This window comes from Cupriavidus sp. 05T313 (assembly GCF_056396665.1).
In genome coordinates, this window is the sequence record NZ_JBFTLX010000012.1 from 1 (window position 1) to 11,968 (window position 11,968).

Consider the following 11,968-nt stretch of genomic DNA (forward strand, 5'->3'; position numbering starts at 1 on the left):
GCCCATCAGGGCGCCCGTCAGGGTGCCGATCACCACGCCGATCAGGGTCAGGGCCAGGCTGAACAGCACGGAGACGCGAAAGCCGTAGAGCAGCCGTGCCAGCACGTCGCGCCCGCGGTCGTCGGTACCCAGCCAGTTCTCCGCCGAAGGCGGCGCCGGATTGGGTTCCTTGGAGAAATAGTTGATCGAATCGTACGAATAGCGGTTGGGCGGAAAGATCGCGAAATTGCCATTGCTGGTGATGCGGTCGCGGATAAAGGGATCGAGGTAGTCCGCCCTGGTAGGAAAGTCTCCGTCGAAGGTGTTCTCGGCGTAGGTCTTGACGATGGGGAAATACCATTCGCCCTTGTACTTCACCACCAGCGGCCTGTCGCTCGACAAGGTCTCGGCAACCAGGCTGAGGAGGAAGATGGCAACAAAGAGGATCAGGCTCCAGTAGCCGAGGCGATTGCGGCGAAACCGCTGCCAGGCTCGCTGGCGCGGCGAGGGCGAATGCGGCAGCCCGTTGGGGAGCGTGCGCGAGCGGAATTTCATCGGTGCACTGCCTCGAAGTGGATGCGCGGGTCGACCATCACATAGCAGACATCGGAAATCAGCCGGGTCACCAGGCCGATCAGGGTGAACAGGTAGAGCGTGCCCAGCACGACCGGGTAATCGCGCCGCAGCACGGCCTCATAGGACAGCAGGCCGAGTCCGTCGAGCGAGAACAGCGTTTCGATCAGCAGGGAACCCGTGAAGAAAGCACCGATAAAGGCCGCCGGGAAACCGGTCACAAGCGGGATCAGCGCGTTGCGGAAGATGTGCTTCCACAGCACGCGCCGCTCCGCCAGGCCCTTGGCGCGGGCGGTCAGCACGTATTGCTTGCGAATCTCTTCGAGGAAAGCGTTCTTGGTCAGCATGGTAACCACGGCAAAACTGCCCACCACCGATGCGGTGATCGGCAGCACCAGGTGCCAAAGGTAATCCATTACCTTGCCCATCAGCGAGAGCTGCTCCCAGTTGTCCGACGTGAGCCCGCGCAGCGGGAACCACTGCACGAACGTGCCGCCCCCGAACAGCACCAGCAGCAACACACCCAGCACGAAGCCGGGAATGGCATAGCCCACCAGCACCACCATGCTGGTCACCACATCGAAGCGGCTGCCCGCCCGGATCGCCTTGGAGATACCGAGCGGCACCGATATCAGGTAGGTCAGGAAGAAGGTCCATAGACCCAGGCTGACGGAGACCGGCATCTTCGACTTCACCAGCTCCCACACGCTGCGGTGCTGGAAATAGCTCTGCCCCAGGTCGAACTGGGCGAAGCGCTTGAGCATCATGAAGTAGCGCTCCAGCGGCGGCTTGTCRAAGCCGTACAGGGCCTGGATCTCCTTGATCTTCTCGGGGTCCACGCCGCGCCGGCCGCGGTATTCCGCGCCGCCGCCGCTGGCCTCGCCGCCACCGCCTCCCCTGCCCTTGAGCTCGAGCATCATCTGCTCGACCGGCCCCCCCGGCACGAACTGGATCACCGCGAAGGTGAGGGTGATGACGCCGATCAGGGTCGGGATCATCAGCAATACGCGCTTGAGCAGATAGGCGAGCATCTTGTTTCCTTGTCGCGCTTATTGAGCGGCCGGCTTGGTGTCGGCACGCCACCAATCGCTCAGTATCCAGCCTTCGGCCGTGTAGTAGTGCGGCAAGCGCTGCGGATAGACCAGCTCTTTCCGATATGACACCCGGTGCGAGGCGCTATACCAGTTGGGCACGATGTAGTAGCCGTGCATCAGCACGCGGTCCAGCGCGCGCCCGGCGTTGACCAGTTCCTCGCGCGTATGGGCGTGCAGGACATTGTCCACCAACCGGTCGATGGCGGGCGATTTCAGGCCGAACAGATTATCGGAACCGGGCGTGCCTGCGGCTTCGCTGTTGAAGCGGTCGCGCAGTTCGTTGCCGGGGCTCTGCGAATCCGGGAAGCGGATCGACACCATATCGAAGTCGAAGTCCTCCAACCGCTTCTGGTATAGCGCGAAATCGGTGGTGCGCTGGTTCACCTCCATGCCCAGCTTTTCCAGGTTGCGCACATAAGTGGTAATGACGCGGCTCATGGCGCCGCCGTCATCCAGGAACTCGAAGACGAAAGGTTCACCCTTGGCATTGCGCAGCGCACCATCCGTGTAGGTCCACCCCGCCTGCGCCAGCAACCTGCGCGCCTCGCGCAGGTTGTCCCGCAGGGAGCGCGGCGGATTGGTGGTAGGCATCGTCACGATAGGCCCGAATACCTCCGGCGCCAACTGTGTGCGCAGCGGCTCCAGCAGCGCCAGCTCGCCGGGGCCTGGCCGGCCGTCGAAGGTGGCACTGGCTGCCAGTTCGCTGTTGGAGAACCAGCTATCGAGACGCCGGTAAGCACCGTAGAAAAGCTGGCGGTTCAGCCACTCGAAATCCAGCGCCAGGATCATGGCTTGCCTGACCCGCACATCCTGGAACACCGGCTTGCGCATATTCATGACGAAGCCTTGCATGCCGGCTCCGTTGCGATGCGGAAAATCGGTCTTCACCAACTCGCCGTTGCTAAAGCGCTTGCCCTCATAGCTCTTGGCCCAGCTCTTGGCCTTGTACTCGACGATGGCGTCGAACTCGCCGGCCTTGAAGGCTTCCAGCTTGGCGGTCTCGTCCTTGTAGAGGCGGTAGACCACGCGATCGAAGTTAAAGGTGCCGCGCCGCACCGCCAGGTCCTTGCCCCAATAGGCTGGATTGCGCTTGAAACTGATGCCGCGCCCGGCATCGTAGCGCTCGATCAGGTAGGGCCCGCTGGCCACGGGATCCTCGAAGGTCAGCTTGTCGAACGGTACCGTGGCGGTCCACTTCTTCGAAAAGACCGGCAGCGAACCGACAATCAGCGGCAACTCGACATTGCGCTGCTTGAAATCGAAGCGCACCGTGTGCGGAYCCACCACAGTGACGGCTTTCACATCGGTGCACATGCTGCGGTAGCCTGGGCTGGATGCCTTGCTCATCAGCATGTCGTAGGAATACTTGACATCGCTGGCCAGCACCGGATCGCCGTTGCTGAAGCGCGCCTGCGGCCGAATGTGAAAGGAGACGGACAGCTCGTCCGCCGCCACGGTCACGTCGTCGGCCAGCAAGCCATAGGCGCTGGCGGTTTCGTCGGCGCTGGCGATCAGCAGGGATTCGAACATCAGCGAATTCACGCCGGGGGCGGAGGTACCCTTGAGCGTAAACGGGTTGAACTTGTCGAAGCTGGTGCGGCGATCCGGATTCGCGAGCGTCAGCGTGCCGCCGCGTGGCGCGTCCGGATTGACGTAATCGAAATGGGTGAAGTCGGCGGGATACTTGAGGCCGCCATACTGCGCGAAACCATGGGCCGCGCCAGCGGATAAGGGAAAACCCGCGGCACACAGGGCTACTAGTCCACAGCCCAGCGCCGCAATCGTGCGGAAGCGCTGCCATGCCGCCTGAAGCGGTCTACGTGCGCGAATAGACATCCGGTTGGGGTCCTCCACCTGAATCGGATTCGTCCGCGGCCGTCTGCGGCGCGGTCAAGTTATGAGACAATTTTACATGGGTTCGGCCGGCATTCAGCCATCCGGACATTCCAGTACGCGGCACCGCTAGTTTGCCGGTCGTCAGCCTGCTGCCAAGCAGCCACCGCGGCGCGCGCTGCAACCCGGACGCGATTGCACGAACCGTGCCCGTCCACCTCGAACATCATTGGAGAAGTTATGGGATTTCTCGCAGGTAAGCGAATCCTGATTACCGGCTTGCTGTCCAACCGCTCGATTGCCTATGGCATCGCATCGGCCTGCAAGCGCGAAGGCGCGGAACTCGCCTTTACTTATGTCGGCGAGCGTTTCAAGGACCGCATCAACGATTTTGCCAAGGAGTTTGGCAGCAGTCTGGTGTTCGAATGCGATGTCGGCAGCGACGAGCAAATCGCCGCCACCTTCGCCGCACTGGGCCAGAGCTGGGACAAGCTCGACGGGCTGGTGCACTCGATCGGCTTCGCACCGCGCGAAGCGATCGCCGGCGACTTCCTCGAGGGCCTCTCGCGCGAATCCTTCCGCGTGGCGCACGACATTTCCGCCTACAGCTTCCCGGCGCTGGCCAAGGCCGCACTGCCCATGCTGTCGGACAAGGCCTCGCTGCTGACGCTGACCTATCTGGGCGCGGAGCGCGTGGTGCCGAACTACAACACCATGGGCCTGGCCAAAGCCTCGCTGGAAGCCAGCGTGCGCTACCTGGCCGCCTCGGTAGGCCCGCGCGGCATCCGTGCCAACGGCATCTCGGCGGGCCCGATCAAGACCCTGGCTGCCTCCGGCATCAAGGGCTTCGGCAAGCTGCTGGGCCATATCGAGGAAGCAGCGCCGCTGCGCCGAAATGTGACCATCGACGAGGTCGGCAACGTGGCCGCATTCCTGCTGTCCGACCTGGCCAGCGGTGTGACCGGCGAGATCACCTACGTCGACGCCGGCTTCAACACGGTGGGCGCGAGCCTGCCCGAAGAAGCGTAATCCGGGTGCGGCCGCCTGGGCGGCCGGCCATCGCAAAAAAGGGGCGCCCGGCTTTGGCCGGCGCCCCTTTTTAGTGCCTGCGGCGAGCTGGCACCGGGACCACCGCGCATGGCACGCGCCAACTAATCGGGGCCCGGCGCGGGCAGGAGACCCGAGCGCAGATAAGCAATGATCGGCGCCCAGAAGGCATCCTGACGCTCCGGTTCGATCGCCGCATCGTGCGGCAACGCCGGCAACGCCACCAGTCGCCGCGCCCCCGCGGCGGCACGCTCCAGCCGCTCGGCATGCGCGAAGGGAATCACCTCATCCGCGCGGCTGTGCACAAGCAGCAGCGRCAACTGCAAATTACGCAAGTGCATCTCGTTGTCCCACGGCTCGGGCAACAGCCGCGCCAACCACGCCGGCACCCGCCCTGTCACCACCGCCGCCTCGCGCGCGGACGTGAATCCGGCGGCAATCACCAGGCCAGCCGGCGCCGGGCGCAATGTGGATATCACATCAAGCAGCACCGCTGAGCCCAGCGAAAATCCCATCACATAGCGCCGGGACGACAACGGCGTAGCGGCAAGGAACTGCCCGTAAGCGGCCACGCCATCTTCATGCAGGTTGACAACGCCGGGCTTGCCGTCGCTGGCGCCGTAGCCGCTGTAGTCGAACACACAGGAAGAAACACCGTTACGGTAAAGCAGCGCCTGGGCGCTGGCCCAGTCGGACAGGTTCTCCTCGTCGCCGTGATAGATCAGCACGGCAGGCGCCTCGGCTGCCTGCACCAATACGCAAGAGCCGCGCAACGTGCGCGCCCCGCTGGAAAAAGCGAACTGGCGTGACGGGGCGCCCAGGCGGTCGGGGGTCATGGCATCGGCGGAGCCGGCCGGCTTGGGTTCGAACGCATCACGTTCAACGGCCAGGAACAAGGCATGGCGGGCAGCAGCAGCCAGCAACAACAGGCAGGCGCCGCCGGCCAACCATTGACGCAGCTTCCTGGCACTGCCTGCCGGGGACTTTGCCATGGGGACACCTCGGGAAACGAGACCGTGGCCAAAAACCGCGGCTCAACCCTGGAATCTTAATCCGGACTTGTGGGGAATGCGGGAGAAGGTGGCCCGCCCTACACGATTCGAACGTGTGACCGCTCGCTTAGAAGGCGAGTGCTCTATCCAACTGAGCTAAGGGCGGATACGTGGAAACTGCTGAAGACTACCGATACGAAGCCCGGTATTCTACCTCAGAGCCGCAGCCTATCCTACCGCCCCGACACGGCGCGCCGYACAGGCAATCGTCACGATGCCTGCGAAATCCGCATGCGCGGTGTCTTTGCCATGCCGGCAATTCGCTCGACGGGCTGCGTGGAAACGCAATTCCGACCCATTGTCTTGGCGTCGTAGAGGGCATTGTCGGCTCGGCGCATCAGCGCATCCGCGCCCTCTCCCGGCAGCCGCTCGGCCATGCCGACGCTGACCGTGTAGGAGATCGCATCCGGCTCGGACGGGCATGGCGTTGCGCGCACCAGCATATTCAACCGCAAGCTGATCGCCCGCCCCTGGTCCAGTGACGCATCGGGCATCACGATGCCGAACTCTTCCCCACCCAGCCGGCCGACGAAATCGCCCGTGCGCACCGACTTGCGCAGCAACCCGCTGAAGTGGCGCAGCACGCTGTCGCCGGCGAGGTGGCCGTAGAGATCGTTGATGGCCTTGAAGTGATCAAGATCGATGAAGGCCACGGTCAAAGGACGTTGCAGGCGGTCCGCCTGCTTGCAGGCATCCTCCAGCGCCTCCCAGTAAGCGCCGCGCGTCAGCAAATCGGTAAGATCGTCATAACTGGCGCGATGCTCGAGCCGGCGGCGCAGGCTGTCGTGGGCCATCAGCGCGAAGCTGACCGACAGGCTGACGATGCCGAAGGCGTGCAGGAGGGTGAACGTTCCCTCGGGTGGCCCCTTCGCCAGCCAGGCGAGCCCGGCAGGAAGCAGGGCCAGGTCGGCTGCCTGATAGACGCCCATACCCGCGCAGGCGAGCGCGATCAACCCAAGCGACAGCGCCGCCAGCCGCCCGGTGCCGCGCTTGGCCGGCACTTGCGCCGCCACGACGCGCAGCAACGCGAGCGGAAGATAGATATTGGCCAGGGCGAAGAGCAGCGCCGGCCCCGATGGCGGCGCCCCCGACCAATCGAAGTAGACCGCACCGGCCAGCACCGCAAGATTCAGCAGGCAGAGTGCGCCCGCGCGCCCACGCCTGCCGAAGAAGCAGCGCGTGCCGTAAACCATCAAGGACAGCGCCGCGGTCATGACCATGTCCGCCAGATTGAGCGTCAGCCATTCCGGCAGATAGTCATGCGCGGCAAGCAAGACCGTGGCGGCCGTTACCAACAGGTCGCCAACCGCCCAGGAATTCAAGCCCGCCCGGCCCATACCCGGTGTGCGCTGCAAGACGGCGAATACCACTGCCATCTGCAACCCGAATAGACCCGCGACGAGCATACTAACTTGCGACTGAAACATGATTTCCCCGTCCAACTTGGCAGGTGGCGTTCCATCACGCCACCTTGCGCCCCAGGACCCGCGCGGACCCAAGGTTTTCGCCATTCATTCTTTTTACGCATCTGACCGACTTCATGCGCCCCGGCGGACGAGGGCTGGGCCTCGCGATCGTGGCGAGGGCACTCTTGTTTTCATGCTCGGCGCCAGTCCGGCAGGCGGCACGCTTCCCCTTGCGCCTGACCGGGCGCGGGGTCTGGCCGCTGCGGTGTGCGGATTATGTCAGCGCTTGCGACCAAGTCAAGCGAACCTTACCCATCGAATACGGCAGCGCTACCGGCACCGGCCAGCGCCATGCGCGGCCGGTGCAAAAGTAAAATTTGACCCGTGCCCCCCAGCCGGGCTACAATCCGACGCTTCGGGGCGTAGCGCAGCCTGGTAGCGCATCTGATTTGGGATCAGAGGGTCGCATGTTCGAATCATGTCGCCCCGACCAGTATTTGGCAATATGATCAAAGGCTTAGACCATAGGGTCTAAGCCTTTTTTTCGTCCACTGTTGGTACATGGGCCGAATCTCGGCCACTCGCCTGCCGCCCCCTCCACTGCGCCGCACCAATTCCATGGCAATGCCATAAACATGGGATGCCCCGCGAGAGCCGGAACGACGACACTGATCGCGGGCGGATCCGCAGAACGCCCACACCACTTTTAGCCCGTCACCTACCCGGCCGCGGGCTTTTTTTCGTGTTTTTGCGAGTGGAAACCAACAAGGTACCCGAGAGCACACCACGCCCGGGCAGCACTGGCATGGTATAATCGCGCGTTAGCCCGGGGTGTATGCAGCATGCCCTGTAACCGGGCGCCCTTGCCGAAATCTGCAATCAAGCCGCAATTTATACTGCGACGCAGTATCGGCAAGCCACCGGGAACATCTTGCCCGCTTCATTGCCCCGCGCCTATCACGGTAGCTCGGCCGCATTAGCTTGGGCCGCAACCGGCAAGGCAATCGGCCGGGCACTGACGCGCCCCCTGGCGATTCCCTAACGTGGACCACGTTGCACGCGCTTCGGCCGTGCCGGTCCGGGTCAGCTTGCCTCCCGCAACTCCAAGGCGCAACCAAGCAAGCCGGCGCTTGTCACTGCTGGCACCCGGACCTCGCGAGTCAGCAGGCGGCAAGCCCGCGCTCGCCTCACCGGATTTACCTAAATCATGCAGCCCAAGGCTGCCGTAAAGGAAGAAGATTGGCTAAGGAAGAACTCATTGAATTTGGCGGCGTTGTCTCGGAAGCCCTGCCCGACAATCGTTACCGCGTAACGCTGGAAAACGGCGTGGAAATCTGGGCCTATGCCTCGGGCAAGATGCAGAAACACCGCATCCGCATCCTGGCCGGTGACCGCGTGACGCTGGAAATGTCGCCCTACGACTTGACCAAGGGCCGCATTAACTTCCGCCACAAAGTCTGATCTTCTTCCACGCTCGCCGCCAGCGAGCGTTGCGCCAAGCGCGCTCCCAGGGCACCGCATAGCGGCGGTCCGGCCCAGGGAAACATCTGGCCATTGGTACCGCTTTGGTACCGGCAAGGGCCTGCCGGAAGCGTCGCCGTGGCAACGCCGGCCTGATCCCCCAGGCCTGGCATCCACGTGCTGGCGCCGTATGCGTTTCCGGCGGTCTTGGCATGAGGTGCCCGTCACATGCGCGTCATCCGGGCTTGCGATGCTGCAAGCCCGTTTGGCCGGTGTTTGCCCGCCTTGCATGCACCTGCAGGCGTAGCCATACTCAAGCCACCCCCCTAGTCCGAATACCCCGCCCCCATGAATCTGATCCTTTGGCGCCATGCCGAAGCCGAAGAGTTGCCTGGCTCGCTCGGCCTCAGCCGCAATGCCGACCTGCAGCGCCCATTKACAAGGCGCGGCCATAAGCAGGCGGATGCCTCGGCAGCCTGGCTGCGCGCGCACCTTCCGGCCGGCACGCGTGTTGTCTGCAGTCCGGCGCTGCGCACCCGCGAGACCGCCGCCGCCCTGCGGGAGAACGCCGAGATATTGCCCGAGCTCGCTCCAGGCGCCGACGTCAGTTCGGTACTGGCCGCGGTCGACTGGCCGCAGGGCGCCGAGCACACTGTCCTCGTAGGCCACCAGCCGTGGCTAGGCCGCCTTGCCAGCCTGATGCTGGCAGGCACCGAGATGAACTGGAGCGTGCGTAAGAGCGGCATCTGGTGGCTATCGGGCCGCACCCGCGAAAGCGAATCCCAGGTGGTGCTGCGGGCCGTCATCAATCCTGAATTTCTCTGACTTTTCCAGAGATTTCTTGCCTCCCGGGCCAGGCAGGCTCCACTTGCCTGGCCATCGTCACCGAACCGTCACAGCGGCTTCACGGCACTGTCACCTGCCCTCTCTACATTCGACCGCAACAGTTTCGTCACCGTAAGGACATACTGATGCGAGAGCTACCGACGCCCACCCAGCCGTTGTTCGATTCCTTGCCCAATGGCCTCTCCGGCCATTCGGCGCGGAGGCGTCTTCATCGCCAGCAACCTGCACAGGCAAATGAACAAGGGCATGAACAGCCTGCTTTCAGCGTGGCGTGGGCGCGCCACCAGGACGAAGTAGTCGAGGCGCAACGCCTGCGCTACAAAGTCTTTGCCGAAGAAATGGGCGCAAGGCTGAACCCGTCGACGCCGGAACTCGACGTGGATATGTTCGACGCCTATTGCGACCACCTGATCGTGCGCGACATGACCACGCTCAAGGTGGTCGGCACGTACCGCGTCATGGCGCCRCACCAGGCCAAGCGCATCGGCTGCCTCTATGCCGAGTCGGAATTCGACCTGGTGCGCCTGGCCCACCTCAAACCCAAGATGGTCGAACTGGGGCGCTCCTGCGTGCACCGGGACTACCGTTCGGGCAGCGTGATCATGGCGCTGTGGGGGGGCCTTGGCGAGTACCTGCAGCGCTGGGGAATCGAGTCGATGCTAGGATGCGCGAGCGTGCCGATGAGCGACGGCGGCCACTATGCGGCCAGCCTTTACCGCGTCTTCGCGGAGCGTGCCCTGGCGCCGATCGAATACCACGCCTTCCCGCGCCTGGCCTTGCCGATCGATGAGCTGAACCAGACGCTGGAGGTGGAACCGCCGGCACTGATCAAGGGCTACCTGCGGCTCGGCGCGCGCATTTGCGGCATGCCGGCCTGGGATCCCGACTTCAACGTCGCGGACTTCCTCACGCTGCTGCGCGTGAACGATATGAACCCCCGCTACGCGCGCCATTTCCTCGGCCTGAACCGCGGCGCCTGATCCGGACAGTTCCTGCGCGAGCGCTGGCTCGCACAGGCAACATCGGGTCATTGACCGGGGGCCGCCTGCCGGCCGGCCCCCGCCCTCTTGCTCAGGCGTAGACCACCTTGTAGCGCTTGCCGATACGTTCCCACTCATCGGCTTCCTGCGCCAGGCTGTATTCCACCAGCGGATTGGCTTCGATCCAGGCCTTCGGCAAGCGGACTTCGAAGCCCTCATCCAGTTCGTCCGAGCGCTGACCAACGGTGATCTCCGGCAGCGGCTCGTCGGCGCGGCGCCGGCACAGCACGAAGGCCAGGCGCAGGCTGAACAGCATGCGCCAGTCGAGGAACTTCCCGCTGCCTGACAGCTTGCCCAGCTTGCCGGCGTGTCCGAGCAGTAGCGTCGCCAGCCGTGCCTGGTCGGTCTTGGAGAAGCCAGGCATGTCGGCGTGGGTGGCGATATACGCCGAGTGTTTGTGATAGCCACTGTGCGAGATGGTCATGCCGATCTCGTGCAGCCCGCCAGCCCAGCCCAGCAGCGCAAGATTGTCATCGCGGCGCTCATTGCGCGGCTCGGGAAACTGTGCCAGCAAGCCCAGCGCGGCCTGTCGCACGCGCTGCGCCTGGGCACGGTCCACGCCATAGCGTCGCATGAACTGATCGACGGTAATGGTGCGCATATCCTCGTGATGCGTGCGGCCGAGCAGGTCGTACAGCACGCCGAGGCGCAGCGCGCCATCGGTCACGTCCATGCGCTCGATATCGAGTTCGGCGAACACGCCGAGCATGATCGACAGGCCGCCGGGCAACACGGGAATGCGGTCCGCCTTCAGCCCGACCAGCTTGACCCGGTTGGCGTTCTCCGCCTTGACCAGCGCGCGCTTGAGACGTTCCAGACCTTCACGGGTGATGCCGTGCTCGGCCGGGTTGTCGTTCATGCCGTTCAGCTCGATCAATTCAGCCAGCGCGCGCGCCGTGCCGGACGATCCCACCGCCTGCTGCCAGCCGGCGGCGCGGTACTGGCGCACCAGCACCTGGATCTCCCGGCGCGCGGCCAGTTCCGCCTGCTTCATCGCGTATTCATCGACGTTGCCACTGGGAAAGAATTGCCGGCTGTGCGAGACGCAGCCGATGTACAGGCTCTCCATCAGCTTGGACGAGTAGCCACTGCCAATGATGAACTCGGTCGAACCGCCACCGATATCAACCACCAGCCGATTGCCCGCGCAGGCCGGCGCATCGTGCGAGGCCCCCAGGTAGATCAGCCGCGCCTCTTCCCGCCCGGCAATCACCTCGATCGGGAATCCCAGCGCATGCTCGGCCTCGATGAGGAATTCCGAAGCGTTCTTGGCCACCCGCAGCGTATTGGTGGCCACAGCACGCACATGGTCCGCGGAGAAATCGCGCAAGCGGTCGCCGAAACGCCGCAGCGCGTCGATGCCGCGGCGGCGAGCCGGCTGGTCCAGGTATTTGTCGGGCGTCAGGCCCGCAGCCAAGCGCACGGGCTCGCGCAGCGCGTCGACCTGGAAAATCTGGCTGGCCGGCCCGGATGCGGTCAGGCTCTCGTCCACCCGGCCGATCATCAGGCGGAAGCTGTTGGAGCCCATATCGACGGCGGCCAGCAAGCGAGGGGTTTGGTTCATCGCGGTAGGGGGAATGTTAGTCGGTGCCGCAAGCCGCGGCGCAAAAGATTGCATCGGGCGAAACAAGGCTGCC

At 64.2% G+C, this 11,968-nt stretch carries 10 protein-coding genes and 2 tRNA genes; 5 read left to right on the forward strand and 7 right to left on the reverse strand.

What is annotated here, in order from left to right; genetic code table 11:
- From AC1DKD_RS04695 to AC1DKD_RS04705, 3 genes are all read right to left on the reverse strand, one after another.
- On the reverse strand, positions 1–534 hold a 534-nt coding region (locus AC1DKD_RS04695), incomplete at its 3' end, for an ABC transporter permease family protein (protein WP_477143025.1).
- A complete protein-coding gene (locus AC1DKD_RS04700) occupies positions 531–1,583 on the reverse strand; it encodes a microcin C ABC transporter permease YejB (protein ID WP_441627430.1) in 1,053 nt (350 codons plus the stop codon). The genes AC1DKD_RS04700 and AC1DKD_RS04695, both read right to left, overlap by 4 nt.
- Before the next feature lie 18 nt (positions 1,584–1,601).
- Complete coding sequence (locus AC1DKD_RS04705) at positions 1,602–3,482, reverse strand: extracellular solute-binding protein (protein WP_477143026.1); 1,881 nt, start codon at positions 3,480–3,482, stop codon at positions 1,602–1,604.
- Positions 3,483–3,719: 237 nt separating this feature from the next.
- Between AC1DKD_RS04705 and fabI the strand changes: the two genes are divergently transcribed.
- Positions 3,720–4,508, forward strand: a complete 789-nt coding sequence (gene fabI / locus AC1DKD_RS04710; RefSeq protein WP_035860500.1) for an enoyl-ACP reductase FabI — start codon at positions 3,720–3,722, stop codon at positions 4,506–4,508.
- 122 nt (positions 4,509–4,630) lie between these two features.
- Here fabI and AC1DKD_RS04715 read toward each other — a convergent pair whose 3' ends face one another.
- From AC1DKD_RS04715 to AC1DKD_RS04725, 3 genes are all read right to left on the reverse strand, one after another.
- Positions 4,631–5,518, reverse strand: a complete 888-nt coding sequence (locus tag AC1DKD_RS04715; RefSeq protein ID WP_477143027.1) for an alpha/beta hydrolase — start codon at positions 5,516–5,518, stop codon at positions 4,631–4,633.
- An 89-nt stretch (positions 5,519–5,607) separates the two neighbouring features.
- Positions 5,608–5,684: transfer RNA gene (locus AC1DKD_RS04720), tRNA-Arg, on the reverse strand.
- Positions 5,685–5,787: 103 nt separating this feature from the next.
- A complete protein-coding gene (locus tag AC1DKD_RS04725) occupies positions 5,788–7,005 on the reverse strand; it encodes a GGDEF domain-containing protein (protein WP_441627437.1) in 1,218 nt (405 codons plus the stop codon).
- A gap of 395 nt (positions 7,006–7,400) precedes the next feature.
- On the opposite strand from AC1DKD_RS04725, the gene AC1DKD_RS04730 reads away from it, so the two are divergent.
- The 4 genes from AC1DKD_RS04730 (at position 7,401) to AC1DKD_RS04745 (ending at position 10,271) form a co-directional block, all read left to right on the forward strand.
- A tRNA-Pro gene (locus tag AC1DKD_RS04730) sits at positions 7,401–7,477 on the forward strand.
- Positions 7,478–8,223: 746 nt separating this feature from the next.
- On the forward strand, positions 8,224–8,445 hold the full coding sequence (gene infA, locus AC1DKD_RS04735; protein WP_006157708.1) for a translation initiation factor IF-1: 222 nt from the start codon (positions 8,224–8,226) through the stop codon (positions 8,443–8,445).
- A 348-nt stretch (positions 8,446–8,793) separates the two neighbouring features.
- Entirely contained in the window at positions 8,794–9,270 is a 477-nt protein-coding gene (locus tag AC1DKD_RS04740; RefSeq protein WP_477143028.1) for a SixA phosphatase family protein, read from the forward strand.
- Positions 9,271–9,416: 146 nt separating this feature from the next.
- Entirely contained in the window at positions 9,417–10,271 is an 855-nt protein-coding gene (locus AC1DKD_RS04745; protein WP_081862006.1) for a GNAT family N-acetyltransferase, read from the forward strand.
- A 91-nt stretch (positions 10,272–10,362) separates the two neighbouring features.
- Here the strand turns inward: AC1DKD_RS04745 and ppx are convergent, their stop codons facing one another.
- Positions 10,363–11,895 carry an exopolyphosphatase gene (ppx, locus tag AC1DKD_RS04750; RefSeq protein ID WP_441627440.1) on the reverse strand — a complete coding sequence of 511 codons (1,533 nt, stop codon included), beginning with the start codon at positions 11,893–11,895 and terminating at the stop codon, positions 10,363–10,365.
- Between the last annotated feature and the right edge of the window lie 73 nt (positions 11,896–11,968).